Origin of the sequence: Pseudoalteromonas sp. S1608 (assembly GCF_005887265.1) — a bacterium.
Lineage (GTDB): Bacteria > Pseudomonadota > Gammaproteobacteria > Enterobacterales > Alteromonadaceae > Pseudoalteromonas > Pseudoalteromonas undina.
In genome coordinates this window covers 40,505-63,381 of the sequence record NZ_PNDK01000019.1, presented here as the reverse complement: position 1 = coordinate 63,381, position 22,877 = coordinate 40,505, and the positions used below count along the sequence as shown (strand labels likewise).

The 22,877-nt window shown below is 40.2% G+C and carries 19 protein-coding genes; 17 read left to right on the top strand and 2 right to left on the bottom strand.

All coding sequences use genetic code 11. The features are described from left to right. Positions 1–21 precede the first annotated feature (21 nt). Complete coding sequence (locus CWB75_RS10080; RefSeq protein WP_075170356.1) at positions 22–1,293, bottom strand: Xaa-Pro dipeptidase; 1,272 nt, start codon at positions 1,291–1,293, stop codon at positions 22–24. A gap of 153 nt (positions 1,294–1,446) precedes the next feature. Here CWB75_RS10080 and CWB75_RS10075 point away from each other — a divergent pair, with 153 nt between their 5' ends. From CWB75_RS10075 to CWB75_RS10000, 16 genes are all read left to right on the top strand, one after another. Beyond that, positions 1,447–3,264 carry a DUF885 domain-containing protein gene (locus CWB75_RS10075; RefSeq protein WP_138570568.1) on the top strand — a complete coding sequence of 606 codons (1,818 nt, stop codon included), beginning with the start codon at positions 1,447–1,449 and terminating at the stop codon, positions 3,262–3,264. 96 nt (positions 3,265–3,360) lie between these two features. Beyond that, positions 3,361–3,873 carry a YcgN family cysteine cluster protein gene (locus CWB75_RS10070; protein ID WP_008468055.1) on the top strand — a complete coding sequence of 171 codons (513 nt, stop codon included), beginning with the start codon at positions 3,361–3,363 and terminating at the stop codon, positions 3,871–3,873. Continuing rightward, the gene (locus CWB75_RS10065; RefSeq protein ID WP_138570567.1) at positions 3,873–4,382 is read left to right on the top strand and encodes an RNA methyltransferase; all 510 of its coding nucleotides are present in this window, start codon (positions 3,873–3,875) and stop codon (positions 4,380–4,382) included. The genes CWB75_RS10070 and CWB75_RS10065 overlap by 1 nt, the downstream gene beginning before the upstream one ends. Positions 4,383–4,657: 275 nt before the next feature. Continuing rightward, positions 4,658–6,547, top strand: coding sequence for a methyl-accepting chemotaxis protein (locus CWB75_RS10060; RefSeq protein WP_138570566.1), 1,890 nt, complete (start codon positions 4,658–4,660; stop codon positions 6,545–6,547). After that, positions 6,544–7,650, top strand: a complete 1,107-nt coding sequence (locus tag CWB75_RS10055) for a GGDEF domain-containing protein (protein WP_138570565.1) — start codon at positions 6,544–6,546, stop codon at positions 7,648–7,650. The genes CWB75_RS10060 and CWB75_RS10055 overlap by 4 nt, the downstream gene beginning before the upstream one ends. Continuing rightward, entirely contained in the window at positions 7,637–8,248 is a 612-nt protein-coding gene (locus CWB75_RS10050) for a DsbA family protein (protein WP_138570564.1), read from the top strand. The genes CWB75_RS10055 and CWB75_RS10050 overlap by 14 nt, the downstream gene beginning before the upstream one ends. 214 nt (positions 8,249–8,462) lie before the next feature. Further along, positions 8,463–9,215 carry a DUF3450 domain-containing protein gene (locus tag CWB75_RS10045; protein WP_109874980.1) on the top strand — a complete coding sequence of 251 codons (753 nt, stop codon included), beginning with the start codon at positions 8,463–8,465 and terminating at the stop codon, positions 9,213–9,215. A 10-nt stretch (positions 9,216–9,225) separates the two neighbouring features. After that, complete coding sequence (locus CWB75_RS10040; RefSeq protein ID WP_138570563.1) at positions 9,226–10,593, top strand: MotA/TolQ/ExbB proton channel family protein; 1,368 nt, start codon at positions 9,226–9,228, stop codon at positions 10,591–10,593. A 3-nt stretch (positions 10,594–10,596) separates the two neighbouring features. Then, positions 10,597–11,124 (top strand): MotA/TolQ/ExbB proton channel family protein, encoded by a 528-nt coding sequence (locus tag CWB75_RS10035; protein ID WP_008111501.1) that lies wholly within the window; start codon positions 10,597–10,599, stop codon positions 11,122–11,124. Positions 11,125–11,177: 53 nt separating this feature from the next. Continuing rightward, positions 11,178–11,588, top strand: a complete 411-nt coding sequence (locus tag CWB75_RS10030) for an ExbD/TolR family protein (RefSeq protein WP_008111500.1) — start codon at positions 11,178–11,180, stop codon at positions 11,586–11,588. Between the two features lie 6 nt (positions 11,589–11,594). Then, positions 11,595–12,200 carry an energy transducer TonB gene (locus tag CWB75_RS10025; protein ID WP_008111498.1) on the top strand — a complete coding sequence of 202 codons (606 nt, stop codon included), beginning with the start codon at positions 11,595–11,597 and terminating at the stop codon, positions 12,198–12,200. 37 nt (positions 12,201–12,237) lie between these two features. Beyond that, positions 12,238–13,566, top strand: coding sequence for a tetratricopeptide repeat protein (locus CWB75_RS10020; RefSeq protein ID WP_138570562.1), 1,329 nt, complete (start codon positions 12,238–12,240; stop codon positions 13,564–13,566). Positions 13,567–13,880: 314 nt separating this feature from the next. After that, positions 13,881–15,482 (top strand): beta-helix domain-containing protein, encoded by a 1,602-nt coding sequence (locus tag CWB75_RS10015; RefSeq protein WP_138570561.1) that lies wholly within the window; start codon positions 13,881–13,883, stop codon positions 15,480–15,482. Between the two features lie 93 nt (positions 15,483–15,575). Further along, positions 15,576–18,287, top strand: a complete 2,712-nt coding sequence (locus tag CWB75_RS10010) for a TonB-dependent receptor domain-containing protein (RefSeq protein WP_138570560.1) — start codon at positions 15,576–15,578, stop codon at positions 18,285–18,287. Positions 18,288–18,489: 202 nt separating this feature from the next. After that, complete coding sequence (gene asd, locus CWB75_RS10005; protein ID WP_138570559.1) at positions 18,490–19,629, top strand: aspartate-semialdehyde dehydrogenase; 1,140 nt, start codon at positions 18,490–18,492, stop codon at positions 19,627–19,629. 137 nt (positions 19,630–19,766) lie between these two features. Next, positions 19,767–21,725 carry a methyl-accepting chemotaxis protein gene (locus CWB75_RS10000; RefSeq protein ID WP_054201573.1) on the top strand — a complete coding sequence of 653 codons (1,959 nt, stop codon included), beginning with the start codon at positions 19,767–19,769 and terminating at the stop codon, positions 21,723–21,725. A 37-nt stretch (positions 21,726–21,762) separates the two neighbouring features. On the opposite strand, the gene CWB75_RS09995 is transcribed toward CWB75_RS10000, so the two are convergent. Next, entirely contained in the window at positions 21,763–22,566 is an 804-nt protein-coding gene (locus tag CWB75_RS09995) for an ion transporter (protein ID WP_010388826.1), read from the bottom strand. 100 nt (positions 22,567–22,666) lie between these two features. Between CWB75_RS09995 and CWB75_RS09990 the strand changes: the two genes are divergently transcribed. Then, positions 22,667–22,873, top strand: a complete 207-nt coding sequence (locus tag CWB75_RS09990; RefSeq protein WP_010388825.1) for a hypothetical protein — start codon at positions 22,667–22,669, stop codon at positions 22,871–22,873. The last annotated feature ends 4 nt before the right edge of the window (positions 22,874–22,877 follow it).

Below are 22,877 nucleotides of genomic sequence, written 5' to 3'. Positions count from 1 at the left end.
CCTTATAGAGACGTTTTGGGTTTACTGTTTGTAAACCACACCCGCTTTCATAACGAATGGGATCTGCTCTAGTGTAGAAATGTTTTTTAATGGGTTAGTGTCTACCGCTATAATATCAGCTGCAAAGCCAGTTTTAATTTGCCCTAGTTGTTTATCAGCTTTTAATAATTTAGCACTATTAATGGTTGCGGCTTGGATGGCTTGTAATTCACTCATACCAAATTCAACCATTCGCGAGAACTGCTTAGCGTTATCGCCATGCGGGTAAATAGCTGCGTCGGTTCCAAACACCATGTTTACACCCGCTTCAACCGCGCGTTTAAAACTATCGCGTTGTTTTTTTGATACCAGACGTTCTTTATTTAGGTTTTCTTCATCAACGCCATTTTGCTCACCAAAGCTCAGCGTATACTCTGTATTATAAATATCCATAGACAGCCAAGTTCCATGCTCTTTTGCAAGCGCAATTGCTTCATCGTCTAAAAAGCTAGCGTGCTCAACACTATCTACACCGGCTTTTATTGCCGTTTTAATACCGTTAGTTCCATGTGCGTGAGCGGCAACAGGTAATTCACGCATGTGCGCTTCATCAACAATGGCTTTCATTTCTTCAAAGGCGTATTGCTGTATGCCGACTTTTGTTCCTTTAGAGAATACACCGCCTGTGGCGCATAGTTTAATTGCATTAGCGCCATATTTTATATTTTCACGCACTTTAATACGCACAGCCCACGGACCATCCGCAACGCCAGTGGCAGTATATTTCATCTCTGGAGGTAAGCGATTATTATCGCAGTGCCCACCAGTAATACTCAAAGAAGGCCCTGCAGCCCAAATGCGTGGGCCGATAATATCACCTGCATTCACACCGTCTCGCACCGCAATAACACTGTAGCCCTCAGCACCTAAGTTCCTTACTGTAGTAAATCCAGCTTCTAAGGTTTGCTTAGCAAAATAGCTGGCTTTAATGGCCATTCGCGGAACAGATTGCCCTAAACGTTCACTACGAGACACTGTTGGATCGCTGGTTAAATGTACGTGCATGTCCATTAACCCTGGCAACAGGGTAAGCGTTTGTAGATTTATCAGTTCATCATTACTGCTAAGCTTGGGCTTTTTATTAAATTGGATTTGGCTAATAACACCGTTATCTATGGCAATCAACGGATTAGCTTTAAGTTCGCCTGTTTCAACATCTAGCAAAGCTTTGGCCGATATATAGGTTGTGGCTAGTGTATTTGCGCTGGTTAAACTCAGAAATGCGATTGATGCAGTTAGTAAATGTTTTTTCATGTTTAAGTCATTATAATTATTTTCATTCACTTGAATGTAGCAACCATGCGCTATTGAGTAAATAATATAGCGACGAATAGCATTGACCATAATTGCTTTATTTAAGCTATTTAAAACCGCATAATTGGCGGGTAAAAACTAACAAGGATCTTTATGAAAGTTATTAAAATAGCACTGGTTGCCAGTAGCGTTATGTTTGCCTTAAGTGGTTGTATGAGCACCAGCTCACAATTAAACACAAATCAGTCAGTCGCACCTGTAATAAGCGAATTATCAGCCGAGCAGCAATTAGATGTGCTCGTTGCTCAGTACTACGATGAATCATTAGCTTTTAATCCATTAAGCGCTACTTACAATGGCCGCCATGAATTTGATGATCAATTTTTGCCTGAAATATCGCAGTTTAATCGCGATAAAAAAGCCGCATTTTACAAAAAATATCAACAACGCTTAACGCTGATTGATGAATCACAACTGAACGGTCAAGCGCTACTGAATTTTGAAGTATTATCCCGAGATTTAGCCCTCAAGCTTGAGGGGATGCAATATAAAAATTATTTGTTACCGATAAATCAAATGTCAGGTGCGCATAATACCTTCGCTGGATTTGGTTCAGGACAAAGTGCTCAGCCTTTTAATACTGTTGCCGACTACCAAAAATTTATTAAGCGTGCCGAAGGTTTCGTTAAATGGCTTGCAAGTGTTGAACAATCAATGGCGCAAGGCGTTAAAAACAATGTGGTACTGCCTATGCCATTAGCAAAAAAATTACTCCCGCAATTTAAAGCGCATGTTGTTACAAGCGCAGAAGATTCTCTCTTTTATTCGCCCATTAAAGCCATGCCAGACTCTTTTGCAGCTGATGAAAATCAACAGTTAAGATCGCAGTATACAACATTGATTTTAGATAAATTAGTGCCTGCATATCAGCGAATGAGCGATTTCTTACTTAACGATTATATTCCTTATGCCCGCGATTCTGTTGGTTATGCTGATTTACCCAATGGTAAAGCGTGGTACGACTACCAAATAAAGAAAAATACTACATTAAGTTTATCAGCGGATGAAATTCATGAGATTGGTTTAAGTGAAGTGGCAAGAATCTTAAGTGAGATGAAAACGGTTAAAGACACCGTAGGATTTGAAGGAGAATTATCAGCCTTTTTTAACCACTTACGTGACTCAGATGAGTTTTATTATAAAACAGCCGATGAGTTAATTGCCGCCTATGAACAAATTAAAGTAAAAATAGACGCTCGCTTACCAAAGTTATTTAATATTGAGCCTAAGGCTCCTTATGTTGTTAAAGCGGTTGAAGCCTATCGTGCCCAATCGGCTGCAGGAGCGTCGTATGCAGGGCCTGCTCCTGATGGTTCGCGCCCAGGTATATTTTATATCAATACATACAACTTAAAAGCACAGCCTAAGTTCTTACTCGAAACGCTGTCTATTCATGAAGCCGCTCCGGGGCATCACTTTCAAATTGCGCTGCAACAAGAGGTGCAAAGCTTACCTGATTTTCGTAAATTTGGCGGCTACACGGTATTTGCCGAGGGCTGGGCTTTATACGCAGAAAGCCTAGGCAAAGAACTGGGCTTATTTACTGACCCGTATATGTGGTACGGGCGTCTTAGCGATGAGCAGCTAAGAGCGATGCGATTAGTGCTTGATACAGGTTTTCATGCCAAAGGTTGGACACGTCAACAAGGCATTGATTGCATGCTAGCAAATTCTTCAATGGCAAAAAGTGATGTTATCGCTGAAGTTGAGCGCTATATCGCATGGCCTGGGCAAGCATTATCGTACAAATTGGGCGAGTTTAAAATTAAAGAGCTCAGAGATTACGCCCACCAGCAATTAGGTGAGCAATTTGATATTAAAGCGTTTCATACGCAAATATTGATTGATGGTGCATTACCTATGCCTATCCTTGAGCAAAAAATTAAACGTTGGGTTAAATCTCAGCAGTAATAAAATCGCGCGAAGCCATGCAGATATTAGGGATTGGCTTTGCGCGCTTTGCTGCAATACGTTAGAATGCGCGCTCTTAAAAGGGGCGAGAACACCATGTTTGATCAACAATTAGCAAATACCCAATTTTGGCTTAGCAAAAGCCTGAATGAAATGAACCAACAAGAATGGGAAGCCATTTGTGATGGATGTGGAAAGTGTTGTTTAAACACCTTTATTGACAGTGAAGACGAAGATGACTTTACTGCTACCGATCAGCTAAGAGAAGGCGAGCAACTTATATTCACTAATATTGTTTGCCAATACCTTGATAACAATACCTGTGGCTGTAGTGAATACGAAAACCGCCAAACCTTAGTCCCTTCGTGCGTTAAGCTCACTAAAGAAAACCTAAAAGACATCTTTTTCATGCCCCAAAGCTGTAGCTACCGCCGACTTCATGAAGGGCGCGGTTTAGCAACGTGGCATCCGTTACTTAATAACGGCGATAAAACTAAAATGCATGAGCTAAATATTTCAGTCAAAGATAAAACAGTAAAAGATTGTGATGTAAAACTGGAAGATTTTGACTTGTATATTGCCGAGTGGCCAACCAAGGATTGCAACTAGTGAGTAAGTTACAAGCAAGTATTGGTTTAATAAACCCTAAAAGCCCAACCAATGTGGGTGGTGTATTACGCGCAGCAGGTTGTTATGACGCCAAGCAGGTGTTTTTTACCGGCAACCGTTATTTAAATGCACAAAAATTTCATACTGATACTAAAAATGTGGTGCAACGTATTCCATTAACCGCCACCGACAATTTAGCATCAGTTAAGCCACAAGACGCAAAAGTAGTGGTAATAGAGCTAATTGAAGGTGCCACTCCTTTACCCGAGTTTACTCATCCTGAGAACGCATTTTATGTGTTTGGTCCAGAAGACGGCTCTGTGCCTAAAGACGTTTTAAAATGGTGCGACGAAGTTGTGTATATCCCAACTATAGGTTGTATGAATTTAGCGGCAACTTGTAATGTTGTTCTTTATGACCGACTCGCGAAATTGGGCGGAATTCAAAGCAGCGATGAAACCATTATTTCCTCACGCGATACTAATAATAAAATGAAATGGAAAAAGTGATTTAAATAATAATTACTCAGTGTAACGTCATTATTAAATTCAAATTTTAATCCTTTTACTTTCCTAAGAAGCATAGTTGCATAGAGTCTCTCTATGCAAATAGCTAGACCGTTTCTATCAAAAAAATCACCTTATAGATTTTTCCTGCATATCAAAAATAGTCCTTTATTATTATTTTTTACAGTTTAATCAATCCTAGCTTATATTTGCTAAGACTTTCAGTTAAAAATTTGTTAAAAAGGCAATGGTAATAATGATTAATCCTTAAGGTACTTATGTTTAGCTCGCTAAAATTCACCTCCAAAATCACCATCGCTGCGTCATTAGTGTTAGTTTTAGTGTTAGGTGTTTTCACTATAAATAACTATTTTTCAATGCGTCATCAAACTCAAGAGCAGTTGTCGCTGGTGCTAGAGCAAAACTCAGAATCGGTTTCTAAAAACATTGCAAGTTGGCTCAATAATAAATTGGCAATTGTGATCTCTATCGCAAAAACATATCAAGATAACGATACGAAGTCTTTAACGCTTTCGCAATTAAATACCGCTGAGCTTGCCGGGGATTTTAAAAATACCTACATAGGTAAATCATCGGGGACATTTATTTTAAATGATCAAAGTGTTGTGCTCCCCAGCGATTTTGATGCTACAAGTCGCCCTTGGTATAAATTAGTAGAAAATAAAACAACAACGGCTTTTACAACCCCTTATATTGATGTGACCACCAACGAACTGACAATTTCAGCCGTTGCGCCTATTAATAGTAATGGTCAATTTAAAGGGGTAGCGGGAGCAGATATTGATATGCAAACCATCGCTGAAATTATTGGCGATATTGATTTCTTGGGACTCGGTTATGGCTTCTTACTTGATAATAAAGGGCAAATATTAAGTCACCCTGATAGTAAATTAAATTCAAAAAAAGTCGCAGATTTTATTGGTAAAAATGCACCGTTAGCAAGAGAGTTTACAGAGTATCAAGTAGCGGGTGAAACCTCGCTGGTATCCTTTACTAAGATTCGTGGTATTGAAAATGTTGATTGGTATCTGGGTGTTGTAGTCAATAAAGATAAAGCGTATTCAAGTGTTTCTTCGTTTGGTCAAAAGGCAATTGTCTTTTTAATTATTGGTATTTTAGTGATTGTTGCATCACTGGAGTTTTTACTGCGTTATTTAATGCGACCTATGTATCGTCTTAATGATGCTATTAGAGATATAGCACAAGGTGAAGGCGATTTAACTTGTCGACTCAGTGTTGAGAACGATGACGAGTTTGGTCAGTTAAGTAATTCATTTAATATTTTTATAGAAAAAATTCAAAATTCAATTGTTCAAGTTAAGTCTTCAACACAGTTGCTAGAAACCGCGGTTGCTAAACTGGTTACCCAAACAGATTCAACATTAACTATGTACGACGACCAAAGTGAACGTACCAACAGTGTGGCATCGGCAATTAACCAGTTTTCAGCCACCGCAACAGAAATTTCAACTAGTGCAAGTAATGCCTCAACACTTGCTAAAGATGCTGATCAATATTGCGCTAAAAATCAGCAAACACTAACGAATAACGTATCGAGCATTCATCAACTTTCGCAAAATATAGAGCAAGCACAAGAAACAATTAATAGTTTAGATTCGCATACTGCTAATATCGGTAATGTACTTGCGGTAATCAAAGGCGTGAGTGAACAAACTAACTTGCTTGCTTTAAATGCGGCAATAGAAGCGGCACGTGCAGGTGAAGCGGGAAGAGGGTTTGCCGTTGTTGCTGATGAAGTCAGGCAATTAGCACAACGTACTCAGCAATCAACGCAAGAAATTGAAAATACGGTAATTGAACTACAAAAAGGCTCAAGCTCTGCCGTTGAGCTGATGAAAACCAGTTTAGAAGAAAGTGAAAAAAGTGTTCAGCAAGCTGATGCAGTTGGCGATGTAATGAAGCAAATAATTAGTGCGATAAAGCAAATAACCGACGCTAATCATAGTGTGGCTAATGCTACTGATGAGCAAAATCAAGTTGTTAAATCATTACACTCAGATATCCATGTTATTAGCGACCTATCGATTCAAGGTCAATCTAACCTTAACCTCACTTTAGAAGAGTGCACTAAGCTCAAACATCAATTCAGCGACTTAGAGCGTATGGTTAAAAAATTCAAAGTATGAGCAGTAAAACAAAAATAAATAAACCAAACTGGCTCAGTTTAATCAATATTGATAGTGTTTATAGCTTTGATAGACAACGCCAAGCGTTTTCGTTATTTACCATGATAGCGATTGCCTTGGTGTTAATTACTTATTTGGTGATTGCAAATTATCGCGTTTATGCACCTATATTAACTGCCGCATTAATTTCAGTTAACTTAACGATTGTAGGATGCATTGTTTATTTTATAAAAACTAAACAGCTTAATGCTATCGCGTTAATTACCTTGATGATTGTATTTGTGATGTGCTTAGCTTTAGTATTCACCGGGGGTAAAGAAAACACCGCGTTATATTGGCTAATGTTTTATCCTGTAGCTGTATTTGCCATACTGGGTGTCAAACTTGGCGCATGGTTAAGTAGTGCCATGTTATTGAGCTGTATTGTTATGTTGTATGGCCCCGATATGGGGCAGGTTATTTATGGTGAGGTAGAAAAGACCCGTTTTGTTGCTGCATTTTCATTAGTGCTGGTGTTTTCTTTTATCGGTGAGTATTTTCGTCACAGAAGCCACCTTGCCATTGCAGATATCACCTTAGAGCAAAAACAACACGCCTATACAGATCAGCTTACAGGCGCACCCAACCGCCGTTTTATTACTTCACATTTTTTAAAGCTTGCTGCTTCACGGCCAGCGCATTATTTACCGCTGTCTATTTTGCTCATTGATTTAGATAACTTTAAACAATTAAATGATACCTACGGCCATGATTTTGGCGATACCGTATTAATAGAGTTTACTAAATTATTAGAGTCGCAATTTTCTGCAACCGCCCTTAAAGCCCGTTATGGTGGCGAAGAGTTTGTGGTTATTTTACCGCAGATGACCACCATAGAAGCCAGTATTTTGGCTAATCGTTTTAGAGAATGCGTGCAACATCATGTAATATTAACTGATAAACAACAACGAGTATCGTTAACTTGTAGCATTGGCATTGCACAAGCTAATCATATTGATGACTACGACAGTGCATTAAAACAAGCCGATGAGTATTTATATCAGGCAAAATCACAAGGGCGCAATAAAGTCATATTTGCGCATGGCGAGTATGTCAGTCAATAAGCTTATTTATGTGCATGATCCTATGTGTAGCTGGTGCTGGGGGTATAAGCCTACGTGGCAAAAACTTGAATCGGCTCTAGCAAATATTCTGCCTATAGAATATAGAATCGGAGGTTTAGCTGCTGATAGCGACCAGCCAATGAGTGCCGATATGCAGTTGCAACTACAAGGCATATGGCAAAACATTAGCAACCAATTAGGCACTGAGTTTAATTTTAATTTTTGGCGAGAATGCCAACCGCGCCGTTCTACTTATCCCTCCTGCAGAGCGGCTTTAATTGCTCGTAGCTTTAACAAAGAGCCACAGATGATTGACGCTATTCAACAAGCGTATTATTTAAAGGCGCAAAATCCATCGGATGAAGACGTGCTTATTAAACTATGCGAAAAAATTGGTTTAGATCCCTGTTTATTTACTCAGCAGTTACACTCTAAGGAACTTAAGCGTCGCTTTGATGATGAGCTTAACTTTGTTCGCAGTTTACCTATTCAAGGTTTTCCGTCGTTAGTATTAATAAAAAACAATAGCGCATACCCCATTGCTATTAACTACACAGATTGGCAGCAAACGCTAAGTGAAATACAATCTTACTTATAAAATTTACACTTCAAACATTACCCCTGCACTTTAAATTCGGCCAATAAGGCTAATTTATTACCGCTGTCATAAAAGCGACTTTTTTACGCAACACGCTTGTCATTTTTAATCTATACACTTTCGCTCATTGAAACTATCTCGCTTTAAAATGTTTTTTAATAAACAGGCTAAAGCGACTAGCAAATCCGATAATTAACGAGCAAAGGTGTATACGATGAAAGGCGTTAAACCATTAATTTTAGCTGGTATTGTAGCCGCAAGTGCAGCAGTCCACGCCAATGATTTAAACACGGTAATTGATAAAAGCAGCGAAATTAATAATTTAGCTGCGCAATCACAAACAAAAATAGACAAGATTGCAGATTCAATGCAAGGGCGTTTACAGCAATTCAAAACCCTAAATAAAGAAATAGATGGTTTAGCCGTTTATAACGCACAGCTTACAAAACAGTTAAATAATCAAATAGAAGAGATGGAATCGCTTAATTTATCGATGGATCAAGTATCGATTATTGAGCGCCAAATAACCCCTTTAATGCTTCGTATGATCACTGGGCTTGAACAGTTTGTTGCCTTAGACGTGCCGTTTTTAAAGCAAGAGCGAAAGCAGCGTCTTGAATCATTAAATGCAATGATGGAACGCGCTGATATTACATCAAGTGAAAAATTTCGTCGTGTCTTAGAGGCTTATCAAGTTGAGGTTGACTACGGACGCACTATTGAAGCGTATACCGCATTGCTTGATGTGGACAATAAAGAACGTGAAGTCGACTTTCTGCGCATTGGCCGTTTAGAACTCATTTACCTTACCCGCGATGGCAAACAAGCAGGTAGTTGGGATCAACAGTCACAGTCGTTTGTTGCACTGCCTGATTCAACCATTAGCCAAATTAATAAAGGGCTTCGCATTGCTCGCAAACAACTAGCCCCCGATATGTTAACACTGCCAATTCATGCTGCAGAATAAGAGGTTTACCATGAAATTATTAACAAAAATGACAAAAATGGCCGTGTTTGCAGCCAGCTTAGGTTTTTCAGGTGCGATGTGTGCCGCTGAACCAATGAACTTAGATGCCTTATTAAAAACGTTAGAGCAGGGTAAATCAGCGCAATCAGAACAAAATAAACAACGCGAACAAGAATTTGCAGCACGTCAAAATGAACAAGTGCAAATGCTTAAAAACACCCAAGCTAAACGAAACCAAATGCTTAGCGAGTCAGAGCGTTTAGAAACGCAGTTTGAAGAAAACGAAATTAAATTGGCTAACCTGACCGATACTTTATCAAAGCGTATGGGTTCATTAAAAGAGCTATTTGGTGTGCTACAACAAGTTGCTGGAGATTCTAGCAATAAGTTTGCAACCTCGGTGGTATCGGCTCAGTTACCTGGGCGTAGTACTTTTATGGACGAATTGGCGCAAAAAATGGGTTCTACCTCAAAGCTTGCGTCTATTGAAGATATCGAAAAGGTTTGGTTTGAGCTACAACGCGAAATGACCGAACAAGGAAAAGTAAGCCGTTTCAATACTGATGTAATTGTTGACGGTGGCAATAAAGTACAAAAAGAAGTGGTACGTGTGGGTGCATTTAACCTTATTAGTGACGGTCAGTACCTAGAGTATACGCCTTCTACCAATACTATTAGCCAGCTTACTCGCCAACCAAGTAGCCGCTTTACTGCGACTGCGGCTGATTTGCAGCAAGCAAACACCGGTGTGGTGCCGTTTGCACTTGACCCAACTGGTGGTTCAATTTTAGGTTTGTTAGTACAAGCCCCTGATACCAGCGAGCAAGTTCATCAAGGTGGTGCAGTTGGTTACGTTATTTTAGGCGTTGGCTTATTAGCGTTATTAATTGCGTTAGAGCGTTTTGTATCGCTCCTGCTGATGGGTGGAAAAATCCGTCGTCAATTAAAAGACGATACAGCCCGTGATGATAACCCGCTAGGGCGCGTCATGAAAGTGAAAGACCAATATCCTAATGTGGCGTACGACACGCTCGAACTTAAGTTAAGCGAAGCTATTTTACGCGAAATGCCAAAAATCACCCGTAATTTAACGCTTATTAAAATTATCTCTGTGGTAGCGCCATTGCTGGGCTTACTCGGTACGGTAACTGGGATGATCAATACCTTCCAAGCAATTACTTTATTCGGCACTGGCGACCCTAAACTAATGGCAGGCGGTATTTCGCAAGCCCTGGTTACTACGGTATTAGGCCTTGTTGTTGCCATTCCAACGGTGTTTTTATACACCTTATTGAATACTCGCTCAAAAGGCTTACTGCTTATTTTACAAGAACAAAGTGCAGGTATTATTGCCGAGCGAAGCGAGAAAGGAGCTTAAACCATGGTGCTATTGATTGATTCAATCAATGCTATCCGTGATTTTCTCGACACGGGTGGCCAAGTTCTTTTGGTCATTGCCGTGTTAATTTTCGCGATGTGGTTATTGATACTCGAGCGATTTATGTACTTTTTTAATGGCTATCGACACTACAAAAAAGACGTTAAGAATACGTGGAAAACTCGTAGTGAACGCAACAGCTGGAATGCAGAGCAAATACGCCAGGCCATGGTTTCACGCGCTAGTATGCGATTAAACGCAAACTTACCGCTTATTAATGTAATGGTAGCGCTGTGTCCACTATTAGGTTTACTCGGCACAGTTACAGGGATGATAGAAGTTTTTGATGTAATGGCCATTACAGGTACAGGCAGCGCACGCTCTATGGCATCGGGTGTGTCAAAAGCAACCATACCCACTATGGCAGGTATGGTCGGTGCGTTATCTGGGGTGTTTGCCTCAACCTATTTACAGCGTAAAGCAAAGCGTGAAGTTGAATTGTTGCAAGACACTATGGTGTTGGACCACTAAATAATTATTGAAAAGCGGTGAACATAATCACCGCTTATTCTAGGAGAAGTAAAATGAGAGCCCCATTAGGTAATTTATTCCAAGAAGATGAAGCAGAAGAAATAAACATGACTCCTATGCTGGATGTTGTATTTATTATGCTTATTTTCTTTATTGTTACAGCCTCGTTTGTAAAAGAAGCCGGTATTGATGTAAACCGCCCAGAAGCGGCAACGGCTGTTAAAAAAGAGCGCGCTAACATATTAGTGGCTATTTCAGATCAGGGCGAAATTTGGATCAATAAACGTCAAATTGATGTACGTGCTGTACAAGCCAACATTGAACGCTTAAAAGCTGAAAATCCACAAGGCAGTGTGGTTATTCAGGCCGATAAAAAAGCCACTACAGAAACCTTGATAAAAGTGATGGATGCCTCGCGTGCAGCGGGTGTATTTGATGTTTCAATAGCGGCTCAAGAAGGGTAACGAGTGATGCGTTATGTACTTGCGTTAATTATAGCGGGTGTGGTGACCTTTATGCTGTTTTTAGGTATGCAGGCATTGATCACCGGCGGAGAAGGCGCCATGACGGAGCCTGCAAAAGGGAATGTATTAGATTTTGTCCGTTTGAAAAAAGAAGAAACGGTACAAAAAAAGGAGCGTAAACCACAAAAGCCACCAACACCTAAAGAGCCACCACCGCCAATGGAATCGCCACAAATGCAAAGTAGCGATAACAACGCTGCTAGCAACAACTTTGATTTTGCTGCAAATGTCGATGCTGATGTAAATCTAGCGGGTGGATTAGCATTAGAAACCAGTGATGGTGAATATTTACCGATAGTAAAAGTGGCACCGGTATACCCAAGGCGTGCTTTGTCGCGTGGTATTGAAGGGTATGTCATTGTTGAGTTTACAGTGACCAAGCAAGGCACAGTGAAAGAGCCACAAGTTATTAAAGCCGAGCCAGAGTCATTGTTTGACAGAGCAGCGATGGATGCGGCCCTTAAGTTTAAATATAAACCGCGCGTTGTTAATGGTGAAGCTGTTGAAGTAGCCGGTGTGCAAAATAAAATTTCTTTCCAAATTAATGGTTAATTCTATTAAGTAAGTAAAGAGTGAACGTGAGGCAATTATGAAATTAAAACTAACAACCAAGCTATTAAAGCTTAGCATGTTGTGCACTGTTGCAATCAGTGCCAGCGTTGTTACACCAAGTGCATTGAGTGTACTTCCGGGTGTAAATTTGGCGACAGTACAGGCTGCTGAAAAGCAGAAAACAACACGAGTTCCCGCACTGCGTGAAAAGGTATACAGCCAATTAGCTCGCGCCCAAAAACTTGCGGATGATGGCGACAGTAAAGCAGGTTTAGACGCGCTTGACAGCATACAAGCGCGCTCATCAAGTATGAACTCTTATGAAGTTGCGATGATGCATAACTTTTATGGGTTTATTTATTACAATGAAAACGACCTTGTAAAAGCGATTGCCTCATTTGAAAAAGTGATTGCAGAAGATGGCATTCCAGAAACATTGCGTTTGAGCACGACATTCAGTTTAGCGCAGCTTGCAATGGCTAACAGCGACTATGAAAAGGTTATCGCATTTTTAGATAAATGGGATGCCATTAATACAAAGCCAAAAACTGATGCATATTATTTATTAAGAGCGCAAACCTACTATCAATTAAAAGACTATGAGCAAGGCCTGAGTTACATTACCCAAGCCATTAACTTAAGTGATAGCGAAGGCAAAGTACCAAAAGAAAACTGGCTGGTACTGCAACGTGCTATGTATTACTCACTTAACCAAACGGATAAAGTAGTCAGCGTACTTGAGCGTATGGTAAAGCTATACAACAAACCTGAGTATTGGGTGCAATTAGCCGGTATGTACGGTGAAACTGGGCAAGAAAAACAGCAGCTTAGTGTTTTAGAAGCGGCTTACCAGCAAGGATTTTTAACCTCTAAATCTGACCTAAGACAGCTTGCACAGGTATATTTATATAATCAGCTTGCTTACAAAGCCGCCAGTGTAATGAGTAAGGCACTAGAGCAGGGCATTGCTGAACCAACAGCTAAAAATTATGCCTTTGTAGCCGAGGCCATGGTACAAGCTAAAGAAGATGCTAAGTCGATTAGTTACTTTACCAAAGCTGCAGAGCGCTCAGAGCATGGTAAATACGACCAGCGCTTGGCTGAAGTGTATGTAAATACAGAGCAGTATGACGAAGCTGCCGATGCAGCGCGAATGGCACTGGATAAAGGCGGCCTTGATTTTGAATCAAATGCGTTTGTTGCTTTAGGGATGGCACAATACAATTTACAAAACTTTGATGCGTCTATCCTTGCGTTTGAACAAGCCGAAAAGCACAAAAAATCGCAACGTTTAGCCCAGCAATGGATCAAATATGTAAAACGCGAAAAAGTGCATGCGCAAACATTAAAAACAGCACTGCTTTAATTTTTATAGTGCGATTATTAGTTCTTAATTGACGCACTAAAAACCATTTCATAATTGCACTACTCAAACCACACTAACATTTAGTTTGTGTGGTTTTTTTGCGCGCGCTTTTAAAGCAACCAATTGATTTTTAATTAATTAACATTGTCATTTTATGTTTATTAAAGTGTAACTTCATTGTCATATCACTCCCGTATTGTACTTCGTATTCGATAACTCAAGTGACCTTAATGCATGAGTATCGTGCCTTAAAGTGACTTAAGTTATTACTTAATGCGCTAACACAATAATTAAATACTTTTACGGAGTGAACAATGAAATTATCTGGCTTATTCAAAATCAGCTTAGTGGCTACAGCAATGACACTTGCTGGTTGTGGTGGTGATATAGAAATTACACCAACCGTTAATGATAACAGCACCAGTACAGACAACAGTGTTAATAATTCTAATAACAACACCGGTACAACAACTGATGATGAGGCTGTATGTGCAAGCTATGAATCAGATGCAGGCACGGTAACAGGTGTTGTCAGTGGTATAGATTGCTTATACAACGATTCATTTTCTAGTAAAACTATTTCAATTACTAACAACATTACTTTTAAAGAATTACCTGAAGGTGGTGTACATGTATTTGCTGATGCCCTGCAAATTGGTGAAGATGGCAACACAGTTGATGGCTTTTCTATTCCTACTAATGGCCCAACTATGACTGTAGAGCCTGGCGCAACGCTTGCATTTCAATCAGGTGAAGCGATTTTACGTATTGCACGTGGTGCAAAAATTCAAGCCGTGGGTACAGCAGAAAAGCCAGTAGTATTTACCTCAGCAAATGCTTTTGACCGTTTTGATACAGCTGGTGAGGGTGCACGTTATGCTGACTGGGGTGGCATTATCATTAATGGTCAAGGTATTACTGACCAATGTACAGATGCAGAGCGTGATGGCGGTACATGTAACGTAGCCTCTGAAGGTATTACAAGCTACTTTGGTGGTAAAGATAATAGCGATTCAAGCGGTAATATTAAATGGGCTAAAGTATGGTATGCAGGCTCTGGCCCTCGCGTAGGTGGTGAAGGCGATGATTTAAATTCATTAACACTGAATGCTGTTGGTTCAGGCTCTGAGTTTGATTACATTCATATTCACCAAGGCTTTGATGACGGTATTGAAATCTTTGGTGGTGCAACCACGCTTAAGCATATTGCAGTGACTGATACTCAAGATGATTCATTTGACTTTGATGCCGGTTGGCAAGGTAAGGCGCAGTACTTATTTGTTCAACACGGTACGGTAACGCTTAACGATGGTTCTGTGGTTAATATGGGTAATAATGGTTTTGAGTCTGACGGCGTTAAAGGTTCATCTTCTGATCAAGTATCACCTTCAAACCCGATGGTTGCAAATGTGACTGTGATTACAACTGATGGCAATTCAGTTCGTGATGATGACCCTTCACAAGCCTACAAATTTGATGACCAATTTAACTCAAGCATTTATAACGCTTTAATTGTTAAGAAAAACGCAGTTAATACACAATGTATCGAATTCTCGGGTGATGGTGAAAAGCAAGCCGATAACATTTCTTTTACTAGCTCAGTAATGGCATGTTCAAGTAATTTCGCTAATACCGATACCTTTGCTGGTGGCCCACTTGCAGGACAAACTAAAACAGCATGGTTTGAAAATGGCGGCGCGAGTGAAATTTTAACAGATGATGTCTCTGTACTTGCTGCTAATGGTTTTGCTACTAATACGGCTTCTACAGATGTGAGCGTTACAGCCACTGATTTAAGTACAACAGATTCGTTCTTTGAATCGGTAAATTATATCGGTGCCGTATCGGACCAGGATACAACGTCAAATTGGTATAAATGGGTTGAAGCAGCAGTAGCCGCGGCTAACGCAGACTAATTTAGCACTATTTATAAACTTTTGAAGGCGCCTTGGAGCTTGCATAATAAGCGTTTGGCGCCTCTTTTGTATAATCTGATCAGGATGTATCTTATGTCTAAAAAGCATAGACTTAATCAAATTACATGGGCGATTGGTTTAGGGCTGTGTGCCCAATCTGTAAGCCTGTTCGCTGCGCAAGATGATATTGATGTAGCCCAAGAAATAGAAGAAGTAGTGGCAGTAGGTACGCGTTTACAAGGCAGTGCTGCTGCTGTGGTTGAAGAACGAAAAAATCAAGCCTTTGTAGCTGATATTTTAGGCTCAGAGCAATTAGCGCGCACTGGCGATAGCGATGCCGCCTCTGCTCTTAGGCGTGTAACCGGTTTAACCCTCGTTGATGGCAAGTTCATTTATGTGCGTGGTTTAGGTGAGCGTTATTCGAGCGCACGTTTAAATGGCGCGTACATACCCAGCCCCGATCTAACTCGTAATGTGATCCCGCTCGATATTTTTCCCGCTAGTATAATTTCAAGCATGGCTGTACAAAAAGCTTACTCACCAAATATGCCCGCCGCGTTTGGTGGCGGTAATATTGACATTAGAACCAAAACTGCACCGAGCGAATTTACAGCGGGTGTAGAGGTGGGTGTTGGTTATAATACTGCTGCAAGTGACGGCTTTACTTACAACCGTAAAGAAAGCGGTCTACCTGATGCGTTATCATCTGCAGTAACACAATACCGAGGTGATTTTGGTATTGGCAACATAGTAAAACGCGACGGCTTAGTCGATGGTGACACAACGCGTGCCGAGCAAGCGACTGCGATTAATAACGAATTGCTTAAGTCGTTACCGCGTGGTTATGAGTTAAAAGAAGACTCTCTCGATCCACAATACAATATTAAAGCCCATTACGGTGATAGCTTTAGCGAATCCTACTTTGGCGGCAAGTTAGGCTTTATGCTTTCTGGCGCTTATAAAAATGAGTGGGATTTTGAAGACCGATTTAGCTCAGTGATAAGCCAAGATTTAGAAAATGAAGACGGTAAAATGGACTGTACGACAGCGCTAAATACTGCGGATGATGTCGCAAATTCATGTTTTAATACTGTAAAAAATTCCCAAGTGACCACAGAAAACGAGCGTTATAATGCGTCATTTAGCTTAGGCTATAGCTTAGGTACTCACAGTATATCAGCGCAGCAGCTTTACATTATTGATAATGAAGATGAGTCTGAAATTGCGATTTCGCAGAGTCCAGCGGGTAGTTCAACATTTAGTATTGCAGGTGATGGCGTTGCTAATCGTAACCATACTTTTAATTACGAAGAGCGACAACTCAATATTACCCAGTTTATTGGTCAGCACACCTTTTTAGATTACATGGGGATTGGTGCTGATTGGCAGTATACCGAAGCGAAAGCAACTACGGATATTCCGACGAATGCTGATTTTGAATTTCGCGATGAGTACAATACTGACGGGTCGTATGCAGGTTCTCAAATCACTGGTGATGATAATCGTGTGATTATGTCATACACCAACATGGAAGAACGAGTTAAGTCTTACAGTGGTAATTTAAACTTACCGCTTAGCTTTGACAGCATGGATGTTGAATTTAAAGTAGGGTATGACTTTTCAGATAGAGCGCGTATTTTTAATACCTCTAGTTTTGCTATTAATAACAGTGGCGGTGCTGGTATCACGATTAATGATGGCAGTGATAATGCACTTAATAATAGCGGATACCTAAGCGATGAATTTATCAATAATAACGCTATACTGGTTGATTTTAACGAACCAACGGCCCCAGATGCGGATGATTACCTTGCAGGGCAAAAAGTAGATGCGGGTTACGCCTCGTTTGACGTGTTTTATGATCAATGGCTACGCATCAGCGGTGGTGTACGCTATGAACAATTTAAACAAACGTCCATTGGTACATCTAGCCTAATATTTGATCAAGATGATTTAAATACTTTTTATGACCCTGAAAAAATTCAAGCGGGTTCTATTGTTTCCGACGATTGGTACCCTGCGCTTTCTGTCACCTATGTAGGTGCTGATAACTACCAAATACGTGCAGGCTATGGTGAAACGGTAGTTCGTCCGGATTTTCGTGAAGTGGTACCGGTTACCTACTTTGACCCGCTTACCGATATTAGAACATTTGGCCGTACAGGGCTTAAAAGTAGCCCAATTAAAAACTATGACTTACGTTATGAATATTACGGTGAAGCCGGTAATTCGTTTAGTGTGGCTGCCTTTTACAAAGACATTACTTCACCCATTGAAACGGTTCTAAATATTGGCGATGAAGACTATTCAGCCTCATTTATCAATGGTGAAACCGCTGAAGTCTATGGTATAGAAGCTGAATGGTTGCAAGACCTTACGTTTTTATCTGAAGGGTTATTTACCAGTGGTAATATAACTTTGAGTGATTCAGAAGCGTCTATCGATCCTGCGCTTGCGGGCACCTTAACTAATCCTAAAAAACGTATGACGGGTCACTCAGAGTACGTAGTTAATTTACAACTTAACTACGATTCACTCGACGGTATGCACAGTAGTTCTTTGGTTTATAACGTATTTGGTGAACGTATTTTAGCAGCAGGTGTTGCAAGTCGAGATGATGCTTATGAGCAGCCATTTCATTCGTTAGATTTAGTTTATACCTTCTACCCTGACTTTAACTCTAAGGTGAAATTTAAAGTTAAAAACCTGCTTAATGAAGATCAAGAAGTATCGCAATCAGATATTATTGTTCGCTCTAAAGAAGTCGGTATGAACTTTGATATTAGTTATAGCTACGAGTTTTAAGTAAAAGCCCAAGGATAGGATTTATAACAACGCCTAACTACTTATTAGCCCTGTATTTTGTACAGGGCTTTTTTATGTGTATGAAAAATATTTAAGTTACAGTTTATTGACTAGTTTTAGTGTGCTGGTGGTGTTAGCTTAAGGCTGTAAAAATTAAATCTCACGCAATGAATTTTTAATTTTTAATGTATAGGCTCCTTTTATGAATCAAATAGTGGAACAAACAATGAAAAAAGTAGGATTAGTCGGATGGCGCGGCATGGTAGGCTCAGTATTACTAGAGCGAATGAAACAACAACATGATTTTGCACATATCGACACCACCTTTTTCACCACCTCACAAGCAGGTCAGCTTGGCCCTGAGTTAGCAGGTCCAGCTAAACCGCTTTTAGATGCTAGTGATATTTCTGAACTTGCAAAAATGGACATTATTGTTACCTGTCAGGGTGGCGATTATACCAATGCGGTGTACCCCAAATTACGTGAATCGGGTTGGGATGGCTATTGGATAGATGCGGCCTCTGCGCTGCGTATGAGCGACGACAGTATTATCGTACTTGACCCTGTTAACAAAGATGTCATTGAACAAGGGCTTGAGCAAGGCGTTAAAACCTTTGTAGGTGGTAACTGCACTGTTTCACTTATGCTACTAGCACTGGGCGGTTTATTTGAGCACGACCTAATTGAATGGGTAAGCCCAATGACTTACCAAGCAGCATCGGGCGCCGGTGCGCGAAATATGAAAGAGCTTATTGCCCAAATGGGCGCTATTCATGCAAGTGTCGCACAGCAATTAGATAATCCTAGTTCAGCTATTTTAGAAATTGATAAAATAGTCAGCGAAAAAATGGCATCGAGTGATTTGCCACAAGACCAATTTGGTGTGCCACTGGCGGGTAGCTTAATCCCATGGATTGATGTGCCTATGCCAAGCGGTCAATCAAAAGAAGAGTGGAAAGCGCAAGTAGAAGCCAACAAAATTTTAGGCTCATCTAAACAGCCTGTGCCTATAGATGGTTTATGTGTACGTATTGGTGCAATGCGCTGTCATAGCCAAGCGATGACCATTAAACTACGTGAAGACATTAGCGTTGAGAAAATAGAAGAAATCTTAGCTTCGCACAATGAGTGGGTTAAAGTTATTCCTAATCAGCGCGACATTACCAGTACCGATTTAACTCCAGTTAAAGTAACCGGTACGCTGAGTATCCCTGTTGGTCGTATTCGTAAACTCGCTATGGGGCCAAAATACATCAGCGCCTTTACCGTGGGCGATCAGCTTTTATGGGGTGCAGCGGAGCCACTTCGCCGGATGCTACGAATTATTGTAGACGGTGAGTAAGTTTCTAGTTCATCAAGTTAAAGGGTTAGCAAATTGCTAACCTTTTTTATTGCCTCTTCGAAACATTCTCATATTATTTCTTGCTCAACCCCTTTAGCCACACTATATTCTTAAGAGTGTTTTTAGAGGTTAACTTCATGAATATATCAAAAAAATTAAAGCTCTCTTTTGCATCTGCAATTGCCTTGCCGTTATTAATTATAGCTGCTTTAGTTATTTCCCAAACCAGAGAGCAAGCACTTGATAATTTTTCTCAGTTAAGTGAACGTGAAGCCCGCCAAGTTGATAATGCAATTACTATGTTTTTTGCTGAAATTGCTAAAAACGTGGACTACTTAGCCTCCCACCAAACGATTAAAAATGCCCGTGAAAACATAAAAACGCATATGAATGTTGGCACTAAGGTAATGCTTGATCACCCTAACCAAAGTCCGACGGAGCAAGCTGCTTACAGTTTATTTAATCATTTTGGTGAGACTCACCCTGGGCTTGCTTATATTTACATGGGAAATGAACAAGGTGGTTATATTCAATGGCCAATGGGAAACGTAAACGCCAATTATGATCCTCGTCAGCGCCCATGGTACAAAACAGCCAAACAAGCGAACGGTAAAACAACCCGTACTAATGCGTATTACTGGGCTGCTGATGATTTAGTGATTGTGTCCACGGTTAAAGCTATTATTGATAACGGTGAATTAATTGGTGCTCAAGGGATGGATGTTTCATTGGGCGGGCTTACCGATATTATTGCCGATATTAAATTAGGCGAAACAGGTTACTTAATGTTGATTGAAGACAGCGGCAGTGTGCTGGTGGATGTGAAACACCCAGATTACCGATTCAAAAACCTAGCAGATATTGAGGGGGCTAAATACGCTGATTTAGCTAAAAATAGCAAAGGCCTGTTTGATGTAGATATTGATGGAAAACAGTATATGGCCAATATTTATACGTCTCCCATTTTAGGTTGGAAGTTTATTGGGGTGGTAGAGAAGTCTGAGGTAATGAGTGCGGCCAATGCGATGGCGTACACCATTTTAATTATTAGCGCGATATTAATTGCCGTATTTGTTGCGATAGCGAGTTATATTTCTAAACTTATTTCTGCTCCAATTGTTGAGGTGAGCGATGGTTTAACTGAAATATCGCAAGGCGGCGGTGATTTAACCCAGCGCTTAACAATAAAAACAAAAGATGAAACCGCTAAATTAGCCACCAGCTTTAACTTATTTTTAAATTTGATCAGTGAGCTGGTTAAACAAATTAATGAATGCGCACAAAATGTTAGTAAAACCTCATCGCAAACATCATCACAAGCAGCTCAACTAACAAGCTCTACTAGCCAACAACAACAAGCTTTAGAAATGGCGGCAACGGCTATTAATGAAATGGCTGCCACTGCTAATGAAGTGTCGAGTAGTTGTGCGAATGCGGCCGATTTAGCGGTTCAAACACAACAAGCATCAGATTTAGGGCAATCGGTTATTACACAAACCGTAGAAAGTGTGGTGCAGCTCTGTGATGTAATAAATAATGCCTCAGCAGACATTACTCAACTCGATACTGAAAGTGAAAATATTATGTCGATTTTGAGCGTTATTCGTGGCATTTCAGAGCAAACCAATTTATTAGCATTGAATGCTGCAATTGAAGCTGCGCGAGCTGGTGAGCATGGGCGTGGTTTTGCAGTGGTTGCTGATGAAGTTCGTGCGTTATCGCAACGTACTGCAGAGTCGACCGAAGAAGTTGCATCGCAGCTTGATAAGTTACGCACGATGTCTTCTAAAGTCTCTAAAGACATGGAACGCAGCATAGAAACCACCAATAAAACTGTAGAACTTGCGCATTCTGCGCAACAACAGTTTAGTGAGATCACGGCATCTATTGTTAATATTAGTGATTTAAATACGCAAATAGCCACCGCTGCTGAAGAGCAGCAACACGTCGCTGAAGACATCAATCGAAATGTAACAGAAATTAAAAACTCGGCTGATGAGGTGAGTGATATTGCTGTTAGCACCAGTGAGAATGGCAATGAAATGAGTCGTCTTTCATCGATATTAACTGATTTAGTAGGTAAGTTTAAAGTATAAACAATAGGGCAAGTGCATACTTGCCCTATTCAATCTGCTACTTATTTTTGAGTAATTGTTTTAACTCTGCCAGTTGTGCTTTCAATTCGTTTACTTGGCCTTGGGTTGCGGGCAGTGAGTCTGTATCGGCTTGCTCTTCTCGTGCATTGCGATGCTCTTCACTCATTACTTCTAAAATAGCCCCCACCATCATATTTAAGAATACAAATGCAGTTAAAAAGATAAAGGTTAAGTAAAAAATCCAACTTAATTTGTATACCGCCATGGTTTCGTACATCACGTCGGTCCAATCTTCGAAGGTGGCGATTCTAAACAAGGTAAGCATAGAAATAGACACATCGCCCCACAGTACTGGGTTTATTTCAGCAAACAACATGCTACCTGTGGCAGCATAAATATAAAAAATCACAAACATTAGCAGCGCGATATAGCCCATTTGCGGGATGGCTTTTATTAGTGAGTTCACTAATAAGCGCAGCTCTGGGATCATAGACACTAAACGTAGTACGCGGAAAATGCGTAGTAGTCGAGCAATAAAAATAGTCGAGCCTGCCGCAGGGTATAAACTACCTATCACTATAATGAAGTCAAATATGTTCCAGCCTTTGGAGAAAAAATCTTTGATCCCTTTACTGGCAATATAACGAATAACCAATTCGATCAAGAAAAACACTGTGATGCCTATATCCATCCAATGTAGAAATAGCTCAGCAGTAGGGTGTAATGAATAGGTATGTGCACCTACGGTCAGTGCAGAAACCACAATAACTGCAATAACAAATGATTGAAATAATTTACTTTTATCGATACGCTGGAACAGCTCTTGTAACTGCGACAACATCATAACGTGCCCTTAACGGTTATAAATATAAAACCAGTGCAATATACAGCAAAAGTAACGAAAATTAGTAGTTTTCCGGTGAAAATATAAGGAATTTTGAATGTTAAATAATAACTTAAAGTATCTACTTTCGTTATCTGTAATCGTAGTGTTAGCAGGGTGTAGCAGCGATAGCCGCTATCATGAAATTCAATCAGCCCGATTAGGTGAGTGCAGTCATATGGCTGACAAGGAATACCATGAATGTGTTAAACAACAACAAGACAGCTACAAAGAATTTAAAAAACAACAAATCGCCGAGCAGTAATAAA

Bases quoted from the DNA above. Each gene is read 5' to 3' on its own strand.
- CWB75_RS10035 (WP_008111501.1), top strand. From the start codon at position 10,597: ATGGTGCTATTGATTGATTCAATCAATGCTATCCGTGATTTTCTCGAC.
- CWB75_RS10030 (WP_008111500.1), top strand. From the start codon at position 11,178: ATGAGAGCCCCATTAGGTAATTTATTCCAAGAAGATGAAGCAGAAGAA.
- CWB75_RS10050 (WP_138570564.1), top strand. From the start codon at position 7,637: ATGTCAGTCAATAAGCTTATTTATGTGCATGATCCTATGTGTAGCTGG.
- CWB75_RS09990 (WP_010388825.1), top strand. From the start codon at position 22,667: ATGTTAAATAATAACTTAAAGTATCTACTTTCGTTATCTGTAATCGTA.
- CWB75_RS10045 (WP_109874980.1), top strand. From the start codon at position 8,463: ATGAAAGGCGTTAAACCATTAATTTTAGCTGGTATTGTAGCCGCAAGT.
- CWB75_RS10000 (WP_054201573.1), top strand. From the start codon at position 19,767: ATGAATATATCAAAAAAATTAAAGCTCTCTTTTGCATCTGCAATTGCC.
- asd (WP_138570559.1), top strand. From the start codon at position 18,490: ATGAATCAAATAGTGGAACAAACAATGAAAAAAGTAGGATTAGTCGGA.
- CWB75_RS10010 (WP_138570560.1), top strand. From the start codon at position 15,576: ATGTCTAAAAAGCATAGACTTAATCAAATTACATGGGCGATTGGTTTA.
- CWB75_RS10080 (WP_075170356.1), bottom strand. From the start codon at position 1,293: ATGAAAAAACATTTACTAACTGCATCAATCGCATTTCTGAGTTTAACC.
- CWB75_RS10015 (WP_138570561.1), top strand. From the start codon at position 13,881: ATGAAATTATCTGGCTTATTCAAAATCAGCTTAGTGGCTACAGCAATG.
- CWB75_RS10060 (WP_138570566.1), top strand. From the start codon at position 4,658: ATGTTTAGCTCGCTAAAATTCACCTCCAAAATCACCATCGCTGCGTCA.
- CWB75_RS10075 (WP_138570568.1), top strand. From the start codon at position 1,447: ATGAAAGTTATTAAAATAGCACTGGTTGCCAGTAGCGTTATGTTTGCC.
- CWB75_RS10070 (WP_008468055.1), top strand. From the start codon at position 3,361: ATGTTTGATCAACAATTAGCAAATACCCAATTTTGGCTTAGCAAAAGC.
- CWB75_RS10025 (WP_008111498.1), top strand. From the start codon at position 11,595: ATGCGTTATGTACTTGCGTTAATTATAGCGGGTGTGGTGACCTTTATG.
- CWB75_RS09995 (WP_010388826.1), bottom strand. From the start codon at position 22,566: ATGTTGTCGCAGTTACAAGAGCTGTTCCAGCGTATCGATAAAAGTAAA.
- CWB75_RS10040 (WP_138570563.1), top strand. From the start codon at position 9,226: ATGAAATTATTAACAAAAATGACAAAAATGGCCGTGTTTGCAGCCAGC.
- CWB75_RS10020 (WP_138570562.1), top strand. From the start codon at position 12,238: ATGAAATTAAAACTAACAACCAAGCTATTAAAGCTTAGCATGTTGTGC.
- CWB75_RS10055 (WP_138570565.1), top strand. From the start codon at position 6,544: ATGAGCAGTAAAACAAAAATAAATAAACCAAACTGGCTCAGTTTAATC.